23 protein-coding genes are annotated in these 22437 nt (G+C 43.9%); 14 read left to right on the forward strand and 9 right to left on the reverse strand.

The features are described from left to right. Nucleotides 1-105 precede the first annotated feature (105 nt). The 4 genes from BMZ58_RS09950 (at nucleotide 106) to BMZ58_RS09960 (ending at nucleotide 4714) form a co-directional block, all read left to right on the forward strand. Nucleotides 106-987 (forward strand): ABC transporter ATP-binding protein, encoded by an 882-nt coding sequence (locus BMZ58_RS09950; protein ID WP_075036410.1) that lies wholly within the window; start codon nucleotides 106-108, stop codon nucleotides 985-987. Between the two features lie 24 nt (nucleotides 988-1011). Then, entirely contained in the window at nucleotides 1012-2625 is a 1614-nt protein-coding gene (locus tag BMZ58_RS09955; RefSeq protein WP_075036411.1) for an ABC transporter permease, read from the forward strand. A 160-nt stretch (nucleotides 2626-2785) separates the two neighbouring features. After that, on the forward strand, nucleotides 2786-2941 hold the full coding sequence (locus BMZ58_RS21105) for a hypothetical protein (protein WP_167360061.1): 156 nt from the start codon (nucleotides 2786-2788) through the stop codon (nucleotides 2939-2941). Nucleotides 2942-3223: 282 nt separating this feature from the next. Continuing rightward, the gene (locus BMZ58_RS09960; protein ID WP_075036412.1) at nucleotides 3224-4714 is read left to right on the forward strand and encodes a glycine betaine uptake BCCT transporter; all 1491 of its coding nucleotides are present in this window, start codon (nucleotides 3224-3226) and stop codon (nucleotides 4712-4714) included. A gap of 246 nt (nucleotides 4715-4960) precedes the next feature. Here BMZ58_RS09960 and BMZ58_RS09965 read toward each other — a convergent pair whose 3' ends face one another. Together BMZ58_RS09965 and BMZ58_RS09970 are read right to left on the reverse strand one after the other, a co-directional pair. Next, entirely contained in the window at nucleotides 4961-5437 is a 477-nt protein-coding gene (locus BMZ58_RS09965; RefSeq protein ID WP_075036413.1) for a DUF456 domain-containing protein, read from the reverse strand. A gap of 215 nt (nucleotides 5438-5652) precedes the next feature. Continuing rightward, nucleotides 5653-6657, reverse strand: a complete 1005-nt coding sequence (locus tag BMZ58_RS09970) for an aldo/keto reductase (protein WP_075036414.1) — start codon at nucleotides 6655-6657, stop codon at nucleotides 5653-5655. Nucleotides 6658-6784: 127 nt separating this feature from the next. Here BMZ58_RS09970 and BMZ58_RS09975 point away from each other — a divergent pair, with 127 nt between their 5' ends. From BMZ58_RS09975 to BMZ58_RS09990, 5 genes are all read left to right on the forward strand, one after another. After that, complete coding sequence (locus BMZ58_RS09975; RefSeq protein WP_075036415.1) at nucleotides 6785-9136, forward strand: penicillin acylase family protein; 2352 nt, start codon at nucleotides 6785-6787, stop codon at nucleotides 9134-9136. Nucleotides 9137-9185: 49 nt separating this feature from the next. Next, nucleotides 9186-9332, forward strand: a complete 147-nt coding sequence (locus tag BMZ58_RS21110) for a hypothetical protein (RefSeq protein WP_167360062.1) — start codon at nucleotides 9186-9188, stop codon at nucleotides 9330-9332. Between the two features lie 107 nt (nucleotides 9333-9439). After that, entirely contained in the window at nucleotides 9440-9658 is a 219-nt protein-coding gene (locus BMZ58_RS09980; protein WP_075036416.1) for a hypothetical protein, read from the forward strand. A 137-nt stretch (nucleotides 9659-9795) separates the two neighbouring features. Continuing rightward, a complete protein-coding gene (locus BMZ58_RS09985; RefSeq protein ID WP_075036417.1) occupies nucleotides 9796-10626 on the forward strand; it encodes an ABC transporter ATP-binding protein in 831 nt (276 codons plus the stop codon). A 239-nt stretch (nucleotides 10627-10865) separates the two neighbouring features. Further along, a complete protein-coding gene (locus tag BMZ58_RS09990) occupies nucleotides 10866-12077 on the forward strand; it encodes a cation:proton antiporter (RefSeq protein WP_075036418.1) in 1212 nt (403 codons plus the stop codon). Between the two features lie 102 nt (nucleotides 12078-12179). Here BMZ58_RS09990 and BMZ58_RS09995 read toward each other — a convergent pair whose 3' ends face one another. From BMZ58_RS09995 to BMZ58_RS10005, 3 genes are read right to left on the reverse strand one after another with little or no spacing between them, the layout of a single operon-like run. Continuing rightward, nucleotides 12180-12908: an NAD-dependent protein deacylase gene (locus BMZ58_RS09995; RefSeq protein WP_075036419.1), complete on the reverse strand. Its 729-nt coding sequence runs from the start codon at nucleotides 12906-12908 to the stop codon at nucleotides 12180-12182. Nucleotides 12909-12921: 13 nt separating this feature from the next. Continuing rightward, nucleotides 12922-13662: an oxygen-insensitive NADPH nitroreductase gene (gene nfsA / locus BMZ58_RS10000; protein WP_075036420.1), complete on the reverse strand. Its 741-nt coding sequence runs from the start codon at nucleotides 13660-13662 to the stop codon at nucleotides 12922-12924. A 12-nt stretch (nucleotides 13663-13674) separates the two neighbouring features. Next, nucleotides 13675-14352 (reverse strand): hypothetical protein, encoded by a 678-nt coding sequence (locus BMZ58_RS10005; protein ID WP_075036421.1) that lies wholly within the window; start codon nucleotides 14350-14352, stop codon nucleotides 13675-13677. A 160-nt stretch (nucleotides 14353-14512) separates the two neighbouring features. Between BMZ58_RS10005 and BMZ58_RS10010 the strand changes: the two genes are divergently transcribed. Then, on the forward strand, nucleotides 14513-14860 hold the full coding sequence (locus BMZ58_RS10010; protein ID WP_075036422.1) for a hypothetical protein: 348 nt from the start codon (nucleotides 14513-14515) through the stop codon (nucleotides 14858-14860). Between the two features lie 8 nt (nucleotides 14861-14868). Here BMZ58_RS10010 and BMZ58_RS10015 read toward each other — a convergent pair whose 3' ends face one another. Beyond that, nucleotides 14869-15120 (reverse strand): hypothetical protein, encoded by a 252-nt coding sequence (locus tag BMZ58_RS10015; protein WP_075036423.1) that lies wholly within the window; start codon nucleotides 15118-15120, stop codon nucleotides 14869-14871. Nucleotides 15121-15706: 586 nt separating this feature from the next. Here BMZ58_RS10015 and rsgA point away from each other — a divergent pair. Then, nucleotides 15707-16732, forward strand: coding sequence for a ribosome small subunit-dependent GTPase A (rsgA, locus tag BMZ58_RS10020; RefSeq protein WP_075036424.1), 1026 nt, complete (start codon nucleotides 15707-15709; stop codon nucleotides 16730-16732). Nucleotides 16733-16985: 253 nt separating this feature from the next. Here the strand turns inward: rsgA and BMZ58_RS10025 are convergent, their stop codons facing one another. Next, nucleotides 16986-18296, reverse strand: a complete 1311-nt coding sequence (locus BMZ58_RS10025) for a glutamine synthetase family protein (protein ID WP_075036425.1) — start codon at nucleotides 18294-18296, stop codon at nucleotides 16986-16988. A 219-nt stretch (nucleotides 18297-18515) separates the two neighbouring features. Here BMZ58_RS10025 and BMZ58_RS10030 point away from each other — a divergent pair, with 219 nt between their 5' ends. Both BMZ58_RS10030 and BMZ58_RS10035 read left to right on the forward strand, forming a co-directional pair. Beyond that, nucleotides 18516-18905, forward strand: coding sequence for a hypothetical protein (locus tag BMZ58_RS10030; protein ID WP_075036426.1), 390 nt, complete (start codon nucleotides 18516-18518; stop codon nucleotides 18903-18905). Nucleotides 18906-19019: 114 nt separating this feature from the next. Continuing rightward, a complete protein-coding gene (locus BMZ58_RS10035) occupies nucleotides 19020-19946 on the forward strand; it encodes a manganese-dependent inorganic pyrophosphatase (RefSeq protein WP_075036427.1) in 927 nt (308 codons plus the stop codon). Nucleotides 19947-20024: 78 nt separating this feature from the next. Here the strand turns inward: BMZ58_RS10035 and BMZ58_RS10040 are convergent, their stop codons facing one another. Beyond that, nucleotides 20025-20564, reverse strand: coding sequence for a hypothetical protein (locus tag BMZ58_RS10040; protein WP_075036428.1), 540 nt, complete (start codon nucleotides 20562-20564; stop codon nucleotides 20025-20027). Beyond that, nucleotides 20561-21139 carry a GNAT family N-acetyltransferase gene (locus BMZ58_RS10045; RefSeq protein ID WP_083412674.1) on the reverse strand — a complete coding sequence of 193 codons (579 nt, stop codon included), beginning with the start codon at nucleotides 21137-21139 and terminating at the stop codon, nucleotides 20561-20563. Before BMZ58_RS10045 ends, BMZ58_RS10040 begins: the two co-directional genes overlap by 4 nt. Before the next feature lie 116 nt (nucleotides 21140-21255). On the opposite strand from BMZ58_RS10045, the gene corA reads away from it, so the two are divergent. Further along, complete coding sequence (gene corA / locus BMZ58_RS10050; RefSeq protein WP_075036429.1) at nucleotides 21256-22206, forward strand: magnesium/cobalt transporter CorA; 951 nt, start codon at nucleotides 21256-21258, stop codon at nucleotides 22204-22206. The last annotated feature ends 231 nt before the right edge of the window (nucleotides 22207-22437 follow it).

Genomic DNA, 22437 nt, shown 5'->3' on the forward strand with positions numbered 1-22437 from the left:
GGGCGATTAAAAATGGGTGGAGATATTAAAATGTAAAAACTATTCATTAAGTTCAAGAAACACCTGTTAGAAAGCTCATAGAAGTTAAAAAGGAGTGTGCGTGTTATGCCGGAAATTGTGAATATCAAGGATTTACAGAAATCATTCGGTAAGTTTCAGGCGTTAAGTGGCATGGAATTCACGGTGAATGCCGGAGAAGTTGTCGGTTTTATTGGTCCCAATGGGGCTGGAAAATCGACTACGATTCGTATTTTACTGGGAATCATCAAACGAGATGCCGGTACTGCGGAAATATTCGGTAAGGACGTTTGGAAAGACAGCCTTGAAATTCACAAACGCATTTCATATGTCCCAGGAGATGTCACCCTGTGGGGGAACTTGACTGGTGGGGAGATTATTGATTTGTTTTTGAAACTGCATGGCCGGGGAGATAAGCAAAAGCGCGACTATTTAATTAAACGTTTTGAGTTGGATCCTAAGAAAAAAGCCAAAGGGTATTCGAAAGGGAATCGTCAAAAAGTTGGTTTAATTGCAGCATTAGCTGCTGAATCAGATTTATACATTTTTGACGAACCCACTTCTGGTCTTGACCCTTTGATGGAGGCCATTTTCCAGGAAGAGGTGGAAAAACTCAAACAATCCGGTAAATCGATTTTATTGTCCTCGCACATTTTGAGTGAAGTAGAACGCTTGGCCGACAGGGTTGTCATCATTCGCCAAGGGGAGATCGTGGAATCCGGGAGCCTTGATGAATTACGCCATTTGACACGTTCTACCGTAACTTTAACAACGGAAGGTGATGTGGCTGAAATGGCCAATGTAAATGGAGTTTATGATTTCGAACAAAAACACAATCAAGCGACATTCTCGGCGGATCATAAACACCTGAATGATATTTTAAGAGAAGCAAGTAGACTAGGGGTCAAGAAATTTGAATCTGTGCCGCCGACTCTTGAAGATTTATTCATGCGTCATTATGAAGGATAACAGTCTGAATGGGGGTGAACTACAATGGAGGAGAAATTTGCGCGTTGGAATACACTGTTCCTGCTTTACTTAAAGCGCGATTGGAAAAAAATAATGGTGTGGGTTTTAGGACTCGGCTTATTTTCGGCAGCCTATGTTCCAGCTTTTCAAGAAATCACCAAAGGCCAGGGCTTGATTGGCATGTACGAAACTTTGCAAAATCCCGCTATGGTAGCTATGGTCGGGCCTACACCAGTTGAAACAGCTGGTGAATATACTCTGGGGGCTATGTATTCGCATGAAATGTTACTGTTCTGTGGTTTATTTGCGATGGTCATCTCTGTATTACACGTCGTAAGCCATACACGTAAAGAGGAAGATCTTGGCCTGATTGAAATTGTACGCTCCTTCCAAATCGGTCGCCAAGCAAACTCTCTTGCCACAATGCTGGAAGTTGTATTTATTAACGTTGTATTAGCCCTTTTTATTAGCAGTGTAATGATGAGCTTTGGAGCTGACACGATTTCAGTGGAAGGGTCCTTTTTGTTCGGGGCTTCTATCGGTATGGCCGGGATTATCGGTGCCGGAATTGCTCTGGTTATGTCTCAGATAATGCCTGCTTCTTCAGGTGCGACAGGTTCAGCACTTGGCATAACAGGGCTTCTTTATATTATTCGTGCAGGAACTGATGTCTCCAATGTGGATCTGTCCATGATGAATCCTATGGGATGGACCTATTTAACTTATCCTTTTACGGAAAATAACTGGATCCCACTTATTTTCGCCGTTATTTTCAGTTTAATCATGATGGCCGTTGCTTTTGTACTTGAAGGCGCTCGCGATATGGGAGCCGGCTATCTTCCTGAGAGAGAAGGACGGGAAAAGGCGAGGCGATCTTTATTGTCTGTCCGCGGTTTACTTATAAAGATTAACAAAGGTGTAATGATTAGCTGGCTGATCACTTTTATTGTGATGGGGGCAGCGTATGGCTCCATTTATGGTGACATGCAAACCTTTGTGGAGAGTAGTGAAATGGTACGGCAGATGTTTTCAGATACTGGAGCTTCATTGGAAGAATCATTCACTGGCACGATCATGGTGGTGATGATTGGGTTAGTTTCCATTTTACCGATCGTCCTTGTAAATAAACTTTTCGGTGAAGAAAGCCGATCACGCCTGAGTCAGCTATATGCCACAAGGGTTACCCGAAGTCGATTCTATTGGACCACTATTGGGTTAGCTATTATTTCAGGCTTAGGGGGGATTTTATTAGCGGCAGGCAGTCTTGGGGGTACGGCCATCGCAACCATGGGGGATAAATCAACGATGGGTGTGATGGACTTTCTTGCAGCTGGCTTCAACTTCTCGCCGGCCGTATTATTCTTTACTGGTATGGCGGCATTAGCTCTCGGTTGGGCACCCAAACTAGGTAAAGTGGTGTATATTTATCTTGCCTATTCTTTTTTGATCAACTACTTCGGAGGGATAATAGACTTGCCGGAATGGTTTTCAAAAACAGCCATCCAAAGCTGGATACCTCGATTGCCGTTGGAAGATTTTGATACAGTGATTTTTGTTATGATAACCGTGATCAGCATTAGTTTAATGGTCATCGGTTTCCTTGGTTATAAGCGGCGGGATTTGATTGAAGGGGCATAATTTTTAATCTGAAAATCTTGGAGTTTTATTAAAATCCACGTCCCGGGTAGTCACCGAAAATAGGCAGTTATATGAAAGACTGGTTGTTCGCGATAAAAAAAGGAAATGAAACGATATAAGCACTGGTTCGTAAAGATGTAGGTGTGGAGGAGGTGTAGGGATGCAGAAGGCAATCACAGTTCATTATCAATCGGATAAAAAGAATAACTTAAGTGAATTAAATCAACTACTTCAAGAGGGATGGAAGGTTGTATCTCAGAGTCCTGTTGGGCTGGTACCAATGGTATCTTCCCTTGTTATCCTGGAGAAAGATTAAGACGGATTCCTTCTGAGTCCGGTTAAGAAAAGAAGAACTTGTTAACGTTACCGCCTTTTTATAGGGCGGTTTTTTTGTTGAAAAAAGAGGAAGATCTAATCATACCTCTTTCTTAAGCTAATATTTATCAAATACCCTTCACTCCTGAAAAATAGAAGTAATCCACGTCTCTGATTCCGATCAGGAAAAAGCGGTTTTTGCTCCCTGCTCCTATTAAGTAATAAAACTTCCTGCCGGGGGAAAATATAAGTTGTAATCTCTTGGATTGGAAAGGTGAAGGCTATGAAGCAAGTTACATCAGTGTTTTGGATTTCACTCGCAATTACGATCCTTATGATTTTTTCTGGATCTATTTTACCCCAAGTGCTAGAGGAAGTAACAAGCAACATTCAATCTTTTATCTCCATCAATTTTGGCTGGTATTATTTGTTGATAGTTACGGTATTTGTTATTTTCTGCATATACTTGATCGTCAGTCCTTACGGAAAAATGAAATTAGGTAAACCGGGAGAGAAACCGGATTTCAGTTATGCCACATGGTTTGCCATGTTGTTCAGTGCAGGGATGGGGATTGGTTTAGTGTTTTATGGTGCTGCTGCTCCTTTGCAGCAATATATCGTAAATCCTCCTTACGCTGAACCAGGTTCACCAGCAGCGCTCAGGGATGCCATGAGTATTACTTTTTTCCATTATGGAATCCATGCATGGGCCATCTATGCCATTGTCGGCTTAATTTTAGCCTACTTTAAATTCCGTCGTGGAGCACCAGGTCTGATAAGTGCTACATTGGAGCCGGTATTTGGAGTGAAGATGAAAGGACCTTGGGGAGCAGTGGTAGATATAATCGCCGTTTTTGCGACCATTGTCGGTGTAGCGACAACTCTTGGGTTCGGGGCTGCACAAATCAACGGAGGAATCACCTATCTTACTGGAATCGGCGAAGGCTTTGGGATCCAATTGCTGATTATTGCTGTCGTCACCGTCCTTTATATGATTTCAGCCTATACTGGGGTTAGTAAAGGTATCAAATATTTAAGCAATGCCAATATGGGACTAGCTGTTCTTTTATTTGTAATCATGCTGATCATCGGTCCAACCCTCTATATTATGAATATGTTCGTAGACTCGCTTGGTGCTTATGTTCAAACATTACCGAAAGAAAGTCTACGAATTGCACCAAATAATGAAGAAAGACAGGAATGGGTAGAGAACTGGACGGTATTCTTCTGGGCCTGGTGGATTGCTTGGTCGCCATTTGTCGGTATTTTCATCGCCCGTATCTCAAGAGGACGTTCCATTCGTGAATTCATCTCTGGCGTTTTACTCGTACCTTCTCTTATTAGTTTTTTATGGTTCTCGGCTTTTGGAAGTACGGCGATATCTATCCAGGATGCAGGAATCGACCTTGCCAGCCTGGCTCCTGAACAAATGTTGTTCGGGTTATTTGATCAATTTCCATTCAGCACTCTGTTATCACTGATAGCTATGACATTAATTGCGACATTCTTTATCACATCCGCCGACTCAGCCACCTTCGTATTAGGGATGCAGACGACAAATGGTTCCTTAGATCCAAATAGGTCGGTCAAATTCGCATGGGGGATTGCTCAATCGTCAACAGCTGCTGTTCTCCTCTATACAGGTGGATTGCAGGCCTTGCAGAATGCATTAATCTCAGCAGCCTTTCCGTTCTCGATCATCATGCTACTTATGATGTACTCTTTTAATAAAGCATTAAAAGTAGATAAAAAAGCACTTGAAACTAAAAAGTGAGGGGCTAAGAGGGATGAAACAAACAGGTGATAAGAATAAAGGGATATCTCGATTTTGATTCTTTACGATAAGAGGATTCCCCACTGGTTTTTCACCTATCCATTAGCATTTTTAATCTGTGCTGATACTTTTCCAGGAAATCGCCGGTAAATATTGGTGATTTCAAATGTCACTACAAACTCCAAAACAGCAGCACACCTGGATGTCTTTCCTCCGGATGTGCTGCTGTTGCTTTTTTTGGACCTCCTATATATCCAAGAAGAACCAAATAATGATAATCAGCTGAATGACGATTTTTGCCAAGGTTCCACTGAGAAATCCGAACAGTGATCCTATTGCCGCTTTGAATGCCTCATTGTTGGCTCTCTTTTGAACTAATTCAACAATGATGACAAGCACGAACGGTACGATTAAAATACCGAGCGGTGGAATGATGAACGAGCCTACGATGACACCGATGGCCGCCGCGCGTTCGCCCCATTTACTGCCACCATAGCGTTTGACAAAATAACTGTTGGCGATGATATCGGATACGATGAGCAGAACGGTGAGCACGACGGCTCCGATCCAGAAAAAGATGGACAAAGCACTGCCGTCTATGAAAAACGCATACGCGAGAAACCCGATCCATAACACGAGTGGGGCGGGGATGAGCGGAAAGATGACGCTCGCAAAACTCGCGATAAAGCAGGCGATGATAAGGACCCATATAAGTATATCCATTAAAGCTTCCCTCCTGAAATTAGCGATCTTTCCTTTATACGATTGACTGGAATAAAAGTTTCTAAACTTTATAAGGTGAATATGGTGTGGTGCCTTGCTGTGGTGCCTGACCCCCACCCCGTTAACCCTTTAGCAGGGTGGGGGTCAGGCACCGATTTTACTGCACAAACACAAACAAGGATCCCCGGTAACGAGGATCCTTGTTTGAGTCTATTTTATTTCATTCCTAAATCCTGTCTGTCCGGGGGAGCCATGAATTCTGGACCGACGGGGTCATTGATATGCTTTAGCAGGATTTCGTCAATGTCATGCATCGTTTTTTCGTCGATTTCGAAGTTGTCGATTTCTTCTACAGGGTTCAGTTGATCAGGTCGACGACCGCCCATGAGAGCGATGCCAGAGCCTGGCTGGTCGAGAACCCAGCGGATTGCCAGCTGCAACACACTTTTTCCGAAACGGTTTTCCGCGAGCTGTTCGAGTTCCTGAACCGCGTTCAAGTATTGCTTGAAGCGTGGCTGTTGAAATTTCGGATCATTATTTCGCAAGTCATCTCCTTCGAATTCGCGGTTCGTGGACATTTTTCCAGATAGTAAACCGCGGCATAAGGAACCATAGGAGATGGTCGTCACATCGTGGTCCTGCACGTAAGGCAATGTTTTTGTTTCGATGTCCCGCTCAAACAAGTTGTAAGGCGGTTGTAGTGTGTGCAATGGAGCGGCTTCCCGGAAAATGTCCATCTGTTCAGGAGAAAAATTACTAACACCGATTGCGCGGATTTTGCCTTGTTTATAGAGATAAGATAAAGCTTCTGCTGTTTCGTAAATCGGTGTTATCGGGTCTGGCCAATGGACTTGGTAAATGTCGATATAGTCTGTTTTTAAGCGTCGTAAAGAATCTTCGACTTCCTTGTGGATGCGTTCTTTACTGGCATTACGGAACACAGTATCCTCATTCCAATCCATGCCGACCTTTGTTGCAAGGAGCAGGTCTTCACGACGGCCGTACTGTTCCACAGCCTTACCGACGATTTCTTCGGAGCGTCCGAATCCATAAACCGGTGCCGTGTCAATCAGGTTGATTCCTGTATCGAGGGCGGAATGAATCGTTTTGATAGATTGTTCTTCATCCGTTCCGCCCCACATCCAGCCGCCAATCGCCCATGTTCCGAGGCCGATGCGGCTTGCTTCCATTGATGTATTACTAATTTTTATTTTTTCCATTTATCGCACCTCCTAATTCAAGCACATAGGTGTAATACCCGTTTGAAATTTTTCCTAATCATAAAGGAACCTGCTCTTTATTTCTCGAAAATGAGATATAATAGAAAAAAGTGGAGAGGGTGGGGGTATGGAAACGGCTAGAAAGCTAGATCAAGAGAAACGCCCGGGCCGGCGGTGGAAAAAGGCTGCCTGGTGGACAATCGGCATCATCGTATTATTGATTGTTAGTACGGTTGTTTTTGTAAACGCTTACACACCGAGGAGTCTGCCGGAAACTAGTGGGGAAGTGCAAATGGATGGGTTGTCAGCACCTGTAACGATAACGAGAGATAACGAAGGGGTGCCGCATATAAAAGCAGAGAATGAGCTGGATTTGTTTATGGCACAAGGGTTTGTACAGGCGCAGGATCGTCTTTTTCAAATGGAACTTGCAAGACGACAGGCGTCCGGCCGGTTGAGTGAAGTGATCGGGGAAGCGACAGTGGATCAAGATCGTTATTTCCGTACATTGGGTTTGCGGAGAGCGGCAGAAAGATCGCTTGCTGTCTATTCCGATGAAAGTGTGGATCGTCTGCAGGCTTTTGCGGATGGAATCAATGCTTTCATAGAGAATGAGCCGTTATCACCGGAGTTTGCCATGATGGCGATCGATCCGGAGCCATGGACACCGCTCGATTCCGTGACAATCGGCAAATACATGGCTTTTGACCTTGGTGGGCATTGGGAGCGTCAAGCATTCAACTATTATCTCTTGCAGGAGTTTCCGGAAGAGGAAGCTTATGAACTATTTCCGACCTACCCAGAAGGAGCACCGACAGTTTTAACTGAAGCAAGTGTCGATATAGAAAAAAGTTTCGCCAACGTCGTTTTGCCGCATGAATTCAATGGCAGCAACAACTGGGTCGTAAGTGGGGAAAAGACGCTGTCTGGTGCGCCGATGCTTGCGGATGATCCGCACTTAGGAATGGCTACCCCATCGATCTGGTACCAAATGCACCTTGATGCTCCCGGTTATCAGGTGTCGGGAGTCATTTTTGCAGGAACGCCGGGGATCATTTTAGGCCATAATGACGACATTGCATGGGGCGTGACGAATGTCGGTCCTGACGTGCAGCAGCTTTACCTTGAAAAAAGGAACCCGGAGAACCCGCACCAATTTTTATATGAAGAAGAGTGGGAAGAAGCGGATGTGGTGAAGGAGACGATTGGAGTCAAAGATGGGGAGACGGTCGAGCTTGAGGTTGTCGAAACGAGGCATGGCCCTGTCATCAGTGAATATGCCGGGAAAACAGGTGGAGAGAACGTGATGTCTCTACGGTGGACGGCGCTTGATGCAACAACAGAGCTTGAGGCTGTATTAGAAATCAACCGTGCGAAAGACTGGGAGTCGTTTGAGGAAGGGTTAGAAAAATTCCTCGTACCTGCGCAAAATTTCGTTTTTGCCAGCAAGGACGGGACGATTGCTTATAAAGCGAATGGGCGAATTCCGATTTATGACAACCCTGATGATGCTCTGCTGCCTATGAGAGGATGGGAGAAAGAAGACGAATGGAAGGGTTTTATATCTTTTGACGAACTGCCACGGGTCGTCAATCCGGAAGAAGGATTCGTCGCAACAGCGAATAACAAAATCACAAGTGATGATTACCCTTATCACATAAGTCATAATTGGGCTCAGCCTTATCGGTATCAACGGATCGCTGAGATGTTGGAGGGGAAAAATGATTTAGGAGCGGAAGATTTTCAAGCCATGCAAATGGATGTGAAGAATTTGCAGGCAGAAGAATTCATGCCACTATTGCTGGAACAAACAAAGGCAGAATCCGATTTGGAAAGAGAAGTGCTTGCTAAAATGGAAGAATGGAATTTGGAAGATGATCGTAATCTCCCGCAGCCGCTCGTTTTCCATAAATGGATGTCCAATATCCAGGAGGAATTGTATGGAGAAGAGCTCCCTGACTCAATGAGAAAGTTTTTCAAAGGCTCGGGCCAAACGACTGATGAATTATTGAGAATGGGGGAAGATTCTTTATGGATGGAAAAAGCGGGAGGAATGGAAGCGGTCGTGACAGAGGCTTACCGGAAGACGCTTTCCGAAGTGAGCGAACAGTTCGGCGATGATCCGGATGCTTGGGCGTGGGGAGATTTTCATGCGGTCGAATTCACCCACCCGCTATCAAGCATCGGTTTTCTTGAGCGGTTCCTCAACCCTGGCGATCCTTATCCAGTCAGTGGGAGCAGGGTGACGGTAAGGGCTGCTGGCTTCAAGACGGACGGTCTCGTCAACCACGGGGCTTCCTGGCGCTTCGTCATAGATATGGCCGACACGAGGGAAGCGTATCATGTTGTCGGTCCTGGACAATCAGGACATTTTCGCAGTGACTGGTATCATGATCAGTTGGAAGACTGGGTGGAAGGAAGGTACCATACGACGTCAACAGATCATGCGAGTGGAGAAGTGCTAACATTGTCTCCATAACGTGAGCCCCTTCCTGTGGAGGGGCTTTTTACTTGGGAGAAAGGGTTGGATGGCCAGTCCAGATTCCATCCTGATCCGGGATCCTGGCCCCTTGTTTCTGAGAGGTATTTTCTTAGCAGAAGAATTTATTTCTCATTTAAAGCTGGGGATGTTTTTGCAGACGGTGATGTTGGCTTTAGGTAAAGATGGATTGTGAAAAATCGATGTGCCATAGAGAAATACTCTCCTCTAAACTTTTCTGATGTATAGAGAAAGTATCCGGACGTCAGAATGGTAGTACGTACATATAAGAGGAGGGGCAGGATGACAGAGGAACAAATGGAAGAGGTGTTTAGTGAGTATGGTCATGACGAAATGTATAGACGCTTCCGGACGCCATTGTATGTAACAGGTTTATTTGATGAGGTAGAGATGGATGAACTGGAGGACTTTTTTGAGAATTTCGAGCTTTCCCCGTCGATATTCTTTGATGAATTCCGGTTTTGGTTTCAATATTTTTCGGTTACGCTAAAGGATTCATAATTGTGAAATATTTAACGGAGGAGTCGTCGAATAAGGTTGACGGATCCTTTTTTTTCGTTATAATATAAATGAGAATGATTATTACTGTCATATATAACATACATACAATATAAATAGAAAAGGCGAGGTGCTCGGTGATGGTGAGAATGTCCATGAATAATTTAGGAGTTGGCTATGGAGAGGTCAAAATTGTTGAAGACTTGAATCTGCATATTCCTGAAGGAAACGTCACCACGATTATCGGACCAAACGGATGCGGAAAATCGACGATTCTGAAAGCGATGTCTCGTCTCATTGAACCGAAGAATGGTGTCGTCTATTTGGACGGAAAAGCGATTCATAAAGAATCAACAAAAGAAATTGCCAAGAAGATGGCAGTGCTCCCGCAAACTCCAAAAGCTCCGAATGGACTTACAGTTTATGAGCTTGTTTCATATGGACGTTTTCCTCATCAACGAGGGTTTGGGAAATTGACGGATGAAGATCGGGAAATCATCCATTGGGCCCTGGACGTCACAGGTGTGCTTCCGTTTTCAGAGCGGCCGATTGACGCATTATCAGGCGGCCAGCGGCAAAAAGTCTGGATCGCGATGGCGCTTGCGCAGGAAACGGAGTTGTTGTTGTTGGATGAACCGACAACCTATCTGGATCTAGCCCACCAACTTGAGGTTTTGCAATTGCTGGAAAAGTTGAATCGTGAACAGGGGCGGACGATCGTGATGGTTTTGCATGATTTAAACCATGCGGCAAGGTTCGCTGACTATATGGTCGCATTGAATAATGGAACGATTGTCAAAGAAGGAACCGCACATGAAGTAATGACTTCTTCGGTCCTTAAGCGTGTATTCAACATTGATGCTTCGATCGTTACAGACCCCCGTACTCATCGCCCGGCCTTGATCACCTACGATCTGATGGGGCAGGAGCAAACGTCCCAATCGAAGAAAACAGTCAGCCTATACGGATAGAAAGAAAGCTCAGAGAATCTGTTCTCTGGGCTTTTTTTATTCTTAGAAAGTAATTGGGATAATATGTAAGACCTGGTACACCAAAATTTGGTGTACCAGGTCTTACATATTTTAGGAGGTGAATCTTTGGTGGTGGCTCATGGCATCTCCTATAAGTGGTTTGTAAATGCAAGTGCATGGGTAGATTGTTTCCAATGAGGGAATGACTATATTTGTCATCTTACAATGGAGGTCATCCTATGCATGGATTTCATGATGTGTTCATTCAAATTTTGTTACTTCTTGCGATTTCAGTTTCTGTTATCGCCATCGCAAAACTGCTCAAAGAACCCGATTCGATCGCACTGGTTTTAGTTGGGTTAGTCCTTGGTTTAACGGAGTTGCCGATCATCGAGGATGCAGAGAGGTATATCACTCAATCGGAAGTGTTTCAGGCGACCATTATATCCTTGTTTCTTCCGATTCTCCTCGGAGATGCGACATTGAAGCTGCCATTCCATCATCTTTTCTCACAAAAGAAAACAGTACTCGGCTTAGCTTTTGTAGGAACATTCGTATCTTCCATCTGCATCGGAACCGCGGCATATTTCCTGTTGGATTTACCTTTGGCGGTCGCGTTTACGTTTGCTGCGCTGATGAGTGCGACAGACCCGATCAGTGTACTGTCGATTTTTAAATCTCTCGGAGTCCCACAAAAAATGTCGACCGTCATGGAAGGGGAATCTCTTTTCAATGATGGCATCGCGGTGGTGCTGTTTAAGATTGCCAGCATTTATTTGCTGACCTACATGGAAATGGGGTGGGCAGGTTTAGGAAGCGGTGTGTTCCTGTTTCTTAAGTTTGCCATAGGAGGCGCGCTCGTAGGTCTTGTACTCGGTTATTTCTTCTCTCAAGTGATTCGGGTATTTGATGATTATCCTCTTGAGGTCGCTTTCAGTGCGCTCCTGTTTTTCGGAAGCTATTTTATTGCAGAACATTTCCATACGTCGGGTGTGATTGCTGTTGTTGTGGGTGGATTTGTATTTGGAGATTATGGTGCGAAGATCGGGATGTCGAAGGAGACGAAAACGAACATCAATACGTTTTGGGATTCAGTCACGTTAATCGCGAACGCATTGATTTTCCTGATGGTCGGTCTTGAAATCAGAAATATTGATCTGGCAGGTAATTGGGGCGTTATCGTCGGGGCCATCCTTATCGTTTTAGTGGGACGCACCATAGCTGTGTACCTAGGCACCGGATGGGTCCAAGAGCTTTCGTCCAAAGAGCGCTTGCTGATCAACTGGGGCGGCTTACGCGGTAGTTTGTCTGTAGCTCTGGCTCTAAGTCTGCCGATGGATTTTGCCGGAAGAGATCAAGTGTTATTGCTCACCTTTTCTGTTGTCCTGTTTTCATTAATCGTACAGGGACTGACATTGAAACCGCTAATTAAAAAATTAGGCATGATCTGAATTGGGAAAAACTGTATGACCTGGTACACCAAAATTTGGTGCACCAGGTCATACAGATTATGGAAAAAGCAGCCACCGCGCTTTGAGAGGCGGTGGCTGCTTTTATTTGAGATGCTTCTCTATTTTTCGGACTGCTTCCGACAGGTCTTCATGCAAAACGTAATCGAAAAGGTGGTCTTTATCTGTCGGTTCATTGTTGATGATCATTGACGTTGTATGGTCCTGTTCAAATGCGAGATAGGGAAGCAGGTTGAATGGTGTGACGAAAAGGGAGGTCCCCATGACTACCAGTAAATCAGCATTTTCGATTATCTCTTCCGCTTCGTCATGTGCCGTAATCAGGTCGCCAAAAAGAAGGACGTCTGGTTTGAGAATGTCTCCACAATCCCTGCAAACAGGAACCGGGACTGCCATTACATCATCCAGGGAATAGGATCGACCACAAGTCGGGCAGCTCGACCGGTTCAATGTTCCGTGATACTCGAGCACCTTTGAACTGCCCGCAAGTGTATGGAGACCATCTACATTCTGTGTAATAACAGAAACTTTCCTGTCCTCGGACTCCAACTCCTGGATAAAACGGTGGACAGTATTAGGGCGGTAATTTTTCAAAAGCTTCATACGGAAAATCGCTTTATATTTTTTCCAAAAATCTTCGGGATCATGGAAAAAGTAATCGCTCGACATATAATATTCTCGTGAATGATCTTCCGTCCAGAGACCTTCACTCGAGCGGAAATCAGGGATGCCACTTGCGGTAGAGACGCCGGCACCAGTCAGGACGACGATGTTTTCTGAGCTTCTCAAATGGAGGGCGATGGTTTCATACATAATTGGATGCTCCTTATTGCTTGTTGAAGCCTTTCTTTTTCACGATGCCTGTGACGTCCATGCGCATCGGGTTGGTGAAACGGCGCAACATTTGGTCTGTCCAGGAATCGTTCCTGGTATTTGTTTGCCGTGATTGATAGTACTCTGCAATCGTTTGGTCGAAAGCCTGTAGTTCCGCATGATGTTCCCGATTGTATTCATTTTCAAAATAAACCGCTTGTTTTGGCAATCTCGGTTTTTTGTCTGGCTGGTGGTCTGGTACGCCTAAAACCATTCCGAAGAGCGGAATGACATGTTTCGGCAGGCCGAGAATTTCATCGACTTTGTCCAATTGGTTGCGAATACTTCCAATATAACAAATACCAAGCCCCATCGATTCAGCCGCAATTGCTGCATTTTGGGCGGCAAGTGCTGCATCGATCGCTGATACGAGAAAATGTTCACTGTTTTCCAGGTTTGAAAGCATCTGTTCATATTGTTCCGGTGTAGCGTGGAGGGTATGTCGGTAAAGGTCTGCACAGAAGATCATCAAGTGTCCGTTATTCTTGACATACCCTTGTCCGGTAATTTCTGCGAGCTTGGCTTTCTTCGCTTCGTCTGTCACGCCCATGATCGTATATGCCATCATGTAGCTGGAAGTGGAGGCCTGCTGTGCTGCAGAAATAATCGTATCCAACTGGGTTTCTGTAATAGGCTCCTCTTTGAATTTGCGAATGGAGCGGTGGTTCAAGAGCGTTTCTATGGTTTGGTTCATATCGAATACCTCCTATTGATAGACCCACAGCGATGAGATTGATTCCTTGTTCTCCCCGTCAGCCATTGGATCCTCACTAATGATTTTCAGTTTTTCTTCATCCATAAAGGTAACAGATTGTATCGTGTATTGGTATTGATTCGGTTTAGGTAATAGGTGGTCCGCTCCAGCTTCTAGTTCCACTGGTGTTAATCGATCCAGGTCCATGACGATCAGCTGATGTTTTTTTGTGTCTTCCTGTGTTCGTTCAAATAAAAAGGCGATAAACTGTTGATCCGGTGAAATTTGGCTTTCTATCAGTGTACTTAGATCACTCATTAAAAAGGAATGCTTTTCCTTAAAATCAATCATGAGGTGAGAGCACCTGTTTTCATGGCAGGCAAATTCGACAAGGTAGCGGTCATCCTTGATTCTCGTGAAGGGGAGTTGACGAAGCTTTTCCTCTGGTCGATCGTAATTATGTACATACTGGGATAAAATCGGAAAGTCTTTATAAAGGAACGGATAAGATTCCTCTTCAATGGTCAATTGCAGTTTCTTTTCTTTTTCTGATGTTTGATCCTCTGCCTTAATCTCTATTTCTCCATTTTCAACAGGAACTACTTCTGTTGGTCCTTCTGCCTCCGCATTAGCATTGCATCCGGCGACAAATATAATGAATAAAAACAACAACCATTTCCTTTTACACATAACAAAACCTCCACTGAAATAAGCGCTTTATAACAGGATACCACATGGAGTGTTTATTCATGAGCGTAAAACTTTTATAAAGATTATTGTTGAATTTGAAGGAATTTAGCCGAAGATAAAGAAATATTAATCTATAAATAAAAGATTGAGGTGGGGGCGAGTGGGGGAAATATACGATTTTAAGGCCTTTCAAAAGAGAAAAAAAGAGAAGGAGCAAGAGGATCCCCGGGTGGTTGTAGCTATTTACAGAAGTGTCGTATATTATGTACAGATGTATATGGAAGAAACCTATGACTATCCGCGAGAACACATGACGACGAATGTTCTTTTGAAAAACGTATATCGGAATGACAGGGAGAAATTCTTAGAGTCCTTTGCAGCTCTCATTCGCCATTGGAATCTTCCACCGAAGGATATAGAAGAGTTCACTAATGAAGATGTATTCGATCGATTTCCGACCATTGGCCATTTGTGTGTGTATATAGAAAAAAGGGTGAAAGACCTATAAGATCATGATTACTCATGACTCATAGCTTTCACCCTTTTCGTATTGACGATCCCTAAGTAAAATTGTGTCAAACCAATACCGAATAATATCGACCCTACGCTTGTGATTAGAAGCGTGCTGATAAAGGTTTGAACCATGCCGATTCCCATCATCATCACATATTTTTCATTTTTGAAACTGAAATAAGATCCAATCAATGTGCCCACGGTCACCAGTAATAGGCTCGGTATAAGCCACGGGTAAAGTTCAACTAGCTCCATTGTTATTCTCCTTTCTGATATTTTCAGAATATTTATATTATTATAAATACTAGCATGCTGGCCTAATCGTTTCAACCGTAAAAACCGTCTAGTTTTGGCTGTTTATGTTTTATTTAAAAATATGAATACCCCGATTAATTGCGCTCAAAACCTGTCAATAATACTAAAACTATTCTTTAACAACTAAGTTTATTCATTTGGATCAAGGATTGTGCAAAAAAGTTATTCCTTGCCCAGGGAGGAACATGATTCCTTAATCTCGCGTTTCCAGTCATGCCTTGAATAAGCATCTTAAATTAAAAGTGAGGACGAGTCTCACAAATTTTCACGGTGCAGCAGGCTGGGTATAAAAGGTGCTGAGGGTTGGTTGTTGGTTTCATTTGCACTTTCCCGGCGGCCATGAAACGGTTATTCATGAAAAAAGGGCGTTTGACTGATTCCCTTACAAATATTTCTGGTATACTATAAGTAACTAAAAAGTCAGGAGTGATGTTTTATGGCAAATGTAATGATTTCTATCCAAAACAATCGATCGAATCACGGAGGACATCACTCTTAACGTCCTCCAAAACTCAGGAGGAATAATATGAAACGGAATGATTTTAAAGATTTTTTTAGTACACAAGTACAGGCAGGACAAAGCGTTGGTCGAATTACTCGGCTGACGCATGGCTTGTACGTGGTGGGCGATGATACTTGTGAAAGGAACGGAGAAGTTTCCGGGCGGTTCCATCATATGGCTGCATCTGATAGCGACTATCCAGCGGTCGGGGACTGGGTAGTTTTCGAACCCTATGATCATGGGGAACGAGCGAAAATCCATCAAGTATTGCAGAGGAAAACAGTTTTGTCGCGGAAACAGGCGGGCGGCAGTCACAAAGAACAGGTGATTGCAGCTAACGTTGATGCTGTGTTTATTGTTACGGCACTAACACAGGAGTTCAATTTGCGGAGGATTGAACGCTATGCCGAGCAAATTTACGAAAGTGGTGCACGCCCTGTCGTTGTCTGTACGAAAAAAGACCTGTGTGAAGATTTCTCTGCTCGAATAGCTGAAGTTGAAGGTGTAGCACCAGGGATTCCTGTTTATGCTATCGATAGCTTGACAGGAGATGGGGTGGAAGAACTTAGGAGCGAATTAAATCCAGGCGAAACTATTTCTCTTGTCGGCTCATCAGGAGTAGGGAAATCAACGCTCATCAACCATCTTTTAGGCAGCCAGATTCAAATTACGCAAGGTGTCAGGGAAGAGGACGATCGCGGACGCCATACGACGACCCACCGTGAATTGTTCGAGCTGCCGAATGGTACGTTCATCATTGACACACCAGGCATGAGGGAGTTACAGCTTTGGGGCGGAAAAGAGGAAGATGTCGACAAGGCATTTTCAGATATTGAGACCGTAAGTGTCAATTGTAAATTCAGAGATTGTAAGCATGACAAGGAGCCCGGCTGTGCTGTGTTACAGGCGATAGAAGCAGGTGACCTTGATGAAGCACGACTGAAAAGCTACAATAAGTTGAAACGGGAGCGAAAACGGTTGGAGCTGAAAGATCGCTACGGCACCCATCGAACGAACCGAATGTTACATGGTCCAAACGCCATGAAGTGAAGAAAAGAGATGCCAAATCCGGCATCTCTTTTCTATTGGGCGATGATAAAGAGTTAGCACGTATGGAATATAATCAGACTCTTCATCCGTCTTAAGGATGAAGAGTCGCGCGCAAAAAGAGGCAGTCGCGCGCAAAAAGAGGCAGTCGCGCGCAAAAAGAGCAGTCGCACACAAGAAGTCGACCCGCGTGCAAGCAATGCAGCTTCAACAAAAAAAGCAGCACTCCATAGCGGAGCGCTGCTCTTTGATATTTTTACTTGTTCATATACTTGTCGATTTCCCACTTGCTGACTTGCAAGGAGTACTCGGACCATTCTTCTTCTTTATCTGCAATGAACACTTTGGAAGTGTGCTCGCCAAGAGCGTTCATAAGCAGTTCGTCTTTCTTCAAAGAAGATAGAGCTTCTTTCAAGTTTGTAGGAAGTGTCGGTACACTGCCATCATTTACTTCATAAAGGTTACGAGTTTCCGCTTCACCAGCGTCCATCTCATTACGGATTCCGTCAAGACCAGCGTGGATCAGAACAGCAAGCGTCAAGTAAGGGTTTGCTGTCGGATCCGGGTTACGGACTTCAAAACGAGTTCCTTTCCCGCGTGTAGTCGGTACACGCATCATACAACTACGGTTAGAGTGTGACCATGCAATACTAACTGGTGCTTCGTAACCTGGTACAAGGCGCTTGTAAGAGTTTACGTTCGGGTTCGTAATTGCCGCGATTCCGCGAGCGTGATGAAGGATACCTGCGATGAACTGTTTCATTGTTTTAGAAACGCCATCTTTTGCATCTTCATCATAGAATGCGCTGTCCCCGTTTTGGAATAGGGAAAGGTGGCAGTGCATTCCAGAACCGTTTTCACCAGCGATCGGCTTCGGCATGAATGTCGCATGATAGTCATGGTTTGTAGCAATATCTTTAACAACGTTTTTGAATGTTTGGATATTATCTGCTGCTTTCAGCATGTTATCGAAACGGAAGTTGATTTCATGTTGACCCATAGCCACTTCATGGTGGGAAGCTTCCATTTCAAATCCGAACTTTTTAAGTGTACGGACGATGTCGCGGCGTACTTTATCCCCTTTGTCTTTCGGAGATGCATCGAAATATCCGCCGCGGTCGTTCATTTGACGGATGGGATAACCATCTTCATCTAACTTGAATAGGAAGAATTCTGGTTCTGGACCAACGTTTACCGTGTAGCCCATGTCTTCCGCTTCCTGCATCGCACGTTTAAGGATATAACGAGGGTCTCCTTCGAATGGAGTGCCGTCTGGCTTGTAGATATCACAAATGAAGCGCGCACTGCGATCTTCGTCAACCAAAGAAGGAAGTAGTAGGAATGTATCTAAATCTGGGTAGAGATACATGTCACTCTCCTGGATATCAGAAAAACCGGAAATGGAGGAACTGTCGAACATTGCTTCATTTTCCAGCACCATTTCTAATTCTTCTACCGGTAGTTCTACATTTTTAGTATCCCCATACATATCTGTGAATTCTAGTAATAAAAATTCTACTTTGTTTTCTCTTACTTCCTGCTTAATCTGTTCTTTTGTGTAATTCATACATTACCCTCTCTTTAACTATTTATTATGAGATTTCATCCTTATGATTGATGGATATGTACCTCACTTTTTCTTATGTTAGGAATTCTAACACAAAGTGTAGCCATATCTCAAACATCTTTTTATTAAATTCCCTGAAAATTTATACATAAACCTCTTTCCAGCAGAAAATACTTCCTTTTCACATAAGGTAGAGTATGCAGGAAAAGGAGGGGTCTTATGAATGGGAAAATAGTTGCAATTATGCATGCTGGTGCGGTTTTCGGCTACTTGCTATTCGTATCGATCATAATGGTGATTTTACAACAACAAGTGAAAATGACGCAAAATTTTTATTTTTATATTTTTTTCGGACAATTTGCATTTGTTCCAGTCGGTTTCCTTTTGGGAAGCAATAAATTCATTCAATTTTGGAAGCAAAAAGGGAAGGTCAGATGGAAAAAGAATCATGGGTTGATTATCTTTCTATCACTCTACTTTTTGACTTTTCCTTATTTGATCCCTTTTGATACGGTTCTTCCTTATTCACTCATAACCAATCCTTCCATCACTCCGGTCGTTCAGGTGATTCTCGGCTATTATCTAGTATCCAGTTTTTATAAGGAATAGTTATTTTATATAGAAAGGATTTGTAGGAGAAGATGGACGCAGGCAGCATTCTATTTTATAATCAAGTCGGACATGCTTTCCTACATACCCTTGATAAAGAAAGGAAGATTTTTTGTGAGTAAAACATTGATTTTCGGACACAAGAACCCGGATACGGATACGATCACTTCCGCACTTGTTTATGCTGATTTGAAAAAAGCGCTCGGTGAGGATGTGGAGCCGGTACGCCTTGGAGAAGTGAACGCGGAGACCCAATACGCATTGGATCAATTCAATGTGGATGCGCCTCGTCTGGTTGAAACAGTAGCGGATGAAGTGGAACAAGTCATTCTAGTCGATCACAACGAACGCCAGCAGAGTGCGGATGATATTGATGATGTGCAAGTGCTTGAGGTCATTGACCATCACCGCATCGCGAACTTTGAAACGAAAGGCCCTCTATACTATCGTGCAGAGCCGGTCGGATGTACAGCGACAATCTTGAATAAGTTGTATAAAGAAAAAGGACAAGAAGTTTCTAAGCCGATGGCAGGGCTTATGCTGTCTGCAATCATCTCAGATTCTCTATTGTTCAAATCTCCGACATGCACGGATGAAGATCGCAAGGCAGCGGAAGAGCTTGCAGCGATCGCCGAGGTGAACCCAGAAGAATATGGCCTGCAAATGTTGAAAGCAGGAGCGGACATTAGTGATAAAACAGCAGAACAGTTGATTTCCCTTGATGCAAAAGAATTCTCTATGGGAGATAAACAAGTGGAAATCGCTCAAGTCAACACAGTAGACACAGATGATGTGCTTTCCCGTAAGAGCGAGTTAGAAGCGGCGATGGAAAAGAATGTATCCGACAAAGGGCTTGATCTATTTGTACTTGTCGTGACAGACATTCTTGAAAGTGACTCTACCGTTGTTGCGGTCGGGAACGAAACGGAAGCAGTGGCTAAAGCTTTCGACGTTGAGCTTGATGGCAATCAGGCCGTCCTCAAAGGAGTCGTTTCCCGTAAAAAGCAAATCGTTCCACCATTGACTGCGTACTTTAGTTAAATAGAAAAAAGCGAACTCCAACATCCAGGAGTTCGCTTTTTTTGTTTCTGAAAAGGTATCTGTTCTTTTTAAATCCTGCTATGACCGGAATTTTTCATTGAATCTACGCAGTGTTTCTGTCAGGGCCTTCATTTTATCTGAATTAGTAACAGTGAAAGATTCCTTTTCCACTATGTAGGAAATATCCTGCTGGAGCTGGGATAGTTCAGAAAGTATGGTTACGGAATCTTCTGATCCTTTGGCTTCAAACGAGTGGTTGGTTAGAGTGGAGCGGAGGGTGAATAATTGATTGGTATACTCCTGGAACCAGCCTTTTTCCAGTTCGTCCGATCTCTCGGCAGCGTTCAAAAGTCTTTGGTTGCTGGTTAATCGTTGCAAGCTCCGGGCAAGCAGGGTTTCTTCATAGAAGTGTTCTTTTTCAGATGTGTTTTCCGAGTGATAAGCTTCAAAGGAAATCGTGATATCTTCTATTATGAATGGCAAATCAGTCAAAGCCGAGGAAGCAGCGTCTGCAGTAAAGGTATCAATCTCATCAGAGCGGCTGCTGTCCAACCATAAATAGGCGAAAGTTATGGTTGTCATAAGGAATACACTTGTCAGGATTTTGTAGACTTTCATGCTTTTTTCATCCACTCTTCACGAAGGATTCCCATACGGATCGAATCGTAATATGCTCCTTCAAATATGCGGCATTTTCGCAGTCGTCCTTCAATCTTCATCCCCATTTTCTTACCGACACGCATCATTCGTTCATTTCGCGACCATGTCGTCAAACCGACACGAACGAGAGGAAGGGAACGGAATAGGTGGTCGATCCATATGGACATAGCGTCCGATCCGTATCCTCCATTCCAATAGTCTGGGTCGTAAATTCCAATGCCGACTTCGAGCCAGAGGGAGGCTTTATGCTCCCAATAGTAGGTGACGGTACCTATGATTTGCCCGTCGACTTCAATGATCAAGCGGGAATCCGGTTCAAGGGATTCCAGTCGGTCTTTACGTGCAAGCTCATGACTCCGGTAACTATCTAATGTATGAGGTTCCAGGGGGTAGTATGGGGCATCCCATTTTTTCCACTCTGGATTTTCCCCATTATAAATGAGGTGATACAAAGTAGGAATGTCCTCCTCTTCAATCGTGCGCAATGTCACGAGTTCGCCGTAAAGCTTCGTCGTTTTGTTCATTTTTTGCATAAATATGGACGCCTCCGTTTTGCTTTTCTTTCATCCTATCATAACAAGAGAGCTTTGTTTGAAATTTGACACTTGGGGAATAAAAATAAAAGACGTACATAGGTAGGTGATGATTTTTGATTGAAATTATGGCATACAGCAAAGAAAAGGGGTTGCAGGAAGGTTTATCCATCCAGCAACTTTCGGAACAACATTGGGATTGGTATTGGGTCGATTTTAACAATCCAGCAGAAGGGGAAGTGGAGTTGTTAGAATCTCAGTTTAATTTCCACCCCCTGGCTGTAGAGGATTGTTTGCATGGACTGCAGCGGCCGAAACTGGATTATTATGATGATCACACCTTTTTTGTCATCCATTCCGTCGACCGGTCCAACCTTGCCCGCAAAGAAATCGATGTTTTCATTGGCGAATGTTCCATTGTTTCTTTTCATAAGGAAAAGAATGAACCATTGGAGCAGGCGAAAGAGCTGGTGAGAAGAACCAAAGATTTCTCCACCGTTGATGAATATTATATTTTCCACCAAATTCTCGATAAGGTTGTCGATAATTATTTTCCAATCATGTATGCTATCGAGGACCACATCAATGAGATCGAAGACAATACGAAAAACCTGTCCATGGAAAAACTACTGGAAGAACTCTTTGATCGCAGGGCCGAACTGCTGACATTGAGACAGACCGTGCATCCAATGAGAGATCTTTTGTATCGCATTTTGAACACCCATCATTTGGAGGGGGTATTCGAGCGAAGAGAATATTTTGCAGACATCCACGATCATCTCATCAAAGTCGCGGACATGGTCGCATCCAACAGGGATATGACGCAGGACATCAGAGACAGTTACCTCTCTTTGAACTCTCATGAAACGAATCGCACGATGCAGATCCTGACTGTGATCAGTGTCATCTTCATGCCGCTTACGTTCATTGCAGGAGTGTATGGAATGAACTTTGTCAATATGCCGGAACTGGAGACAGAGTATGGTTACTTTGTCGTTTGGGGCATTATGATTGCGGTTGCGGTAGGTATGTTCATTTGGTTTAAAAACAAAGGCTGGTTCGAATGAGTATCGGACGCAAGACGGAAGGGACCTGGGTGGTTCTCTTCCGTCTTTTTTCGGTCTAAGGAAGGAGGAAGAATCACTCCAACGGCCGTTAAGAAAAAAAGCGGGGCGTTCTATACTTAATGTAACAAGAAAACGAAGGAGATGATCGGATTGATCAACATCTTTGAAATCTCTCTTGACGTCCAAGAACGCCGCCCTCGCTAATGATAAATGTCCAACAATCAACTAAAG

Origin of the sequence: Halobacillus dabanensis, from assembly GCF_900114165.1 — a bacterium.
GTDB classification, from domain to species: Bacteria; Bacillota; Bacilli; order Bacillales; family Halobacillaceae; genus Halobacillus; species Halobacillus dabanensis.

Excerpts from the sequence above, each read along its gene's own strand:
- BMZ58_RS09965 (WP_075036413.1), bottom strand. The coding sequence starts at position 5,437 with ATGGATATACTTATATGGGTCCTTATCATCGCCTGCTTTATCGCGAGT.
- BMZ58_RS09960 (WP_075036412.1), top strand. The coding sequence starts at position 3,224 with ATGAAGCAAGTTACATCAGTGTTTTGGATTTCACTCGCAATTACGATC.
- BMZ58_RS09985 (WP_075036417.1), top strand. The coding sequence starts at position 9,796 with ATGGTGAGAATGTCCATGAATAATTTAGGAGTTGGCTATGGAGAGGTC.
- BMZ58_RS09955 (WP_075036411.1), top strand. The coding sequence starts at position 1,012 with ATGGAGGAGAAATTTGCGCGTTGGAATACACTGTTCCTGCTTTACTTA.
- BMZ58_RS09950 (WP_075036410.1), top strand. The coding sequence starts at position 106 with ATGCCGGAAATTGTGAATATCAAGGATTTACAGAAATCATTCGGTAAG.
- BMZ58_RS10040 (WP_075036428.1), bottom strand. The coding sequence starts at position 20,564 with ATGAAAGTCTACAAAATCCTGACAAGTGTATTCCTTATGACAACCATA.
- BMZ58_RS21110 (WP_167360062.1), top strand. The coding sequence starts at position 9,186 with ATGGCCAGTCCAGATTCCATCCTGATCCGGGATCCTGGCCCCTTGTTT.
- BMZ58_RS09995 (WP_075036419.1), bottom strand. The coding sequence starts at position 12,908 with ATGTATGAAACCATCGCCCTCCATTTGAGAAGCTCAGAAAACATCGTC.
- BMZ58_RS10025 (WP_075036425.1), bottom strand. The coding sequence starts at position 18,296 with ATGAATTACACAAAAGAACAGATTAAGCAGGAAGTAAGAGAAAACAAA.
- BMZ58_RS09980 (WP_075036416.1), top strand. The coding sequence starts at position 9,440 with ATGACAGAGGAACAAATGGAAGAGGTGTTTAGTGAGTATGGTCATGAC.
- BMZ58_RS10015 (WP_075036423.1), bottom strand. The coding sequence starts at position 15,120 with ATGGAGCTAGTTGAACTTTACCCGTGGCTTATACCGAGCCTATTACTG.
- BMZ58_RS09990 (WP_075036418.1), top strand. The coding sequence starts at position 10,866 with ATGCATGGATTTCATGATGTGTTCATTCAAATTTTGTTACTTCTTGCG.
- BMZ58_RS09970 (WP_075036414.1), bottom strand. The coding sequence starts at position 6,657 with ATGGAAAAAATAAAAATTAGTAATACATCAATGGAAGCAAGCCGCATC.
- BMZ58_RS10045 (WP_083412674.1), bottom strand. The coding sequence starts at position 21,139 with ATGCAAAAAATGAACAAAACGACGAAGCTTTACGGCGAACTCGTGACA.
- BMZ58_RS10030 (WP_075036426.1), top strand. The coding sequence starts at position 18,516 with ATGAATGGGAAAATAGTTGCAATTATGCATGCTGGTGCGGTTTTCGGC.
- BMZ58_RS10005 (WP_075036421.1), bottom strand. The coding sequence starts at position 14,352 with ATGTGTAAAAGGAAATGGTTGTTGTTTTTATTCATTATATTTGTCGCC.
- BMZ58_RS09975 (WP_075036415.1), top strand. The coding sequence starts at position 6,785 with ATGGAAACGGCTAGAAAGCTAGATCAAGAGAAACGCCCGGGCCGGCGG.
- nfsA (WP_075036420.1), bottom strand. The coding sequence starts at position 13,662 with ATGAACCAAACCATAGAAACGCTCTTGAACCACCGCTCCATTCGCAAA.
- rsgA (WP_075036424.1), top strand. The coding sequence starts at position 15,707 with ATGAAACGGAATGATTTTAAAGATTTTTTTAGTACACAAGTACAGGCA.
- BMZ58_RS21105 (WP_167360061.1), top strand. The coding sequence starts at position 2,786 with ATGCAGAAGGCAATCACAGTTCATTATCAATCGGATAAAAAGAATAAC.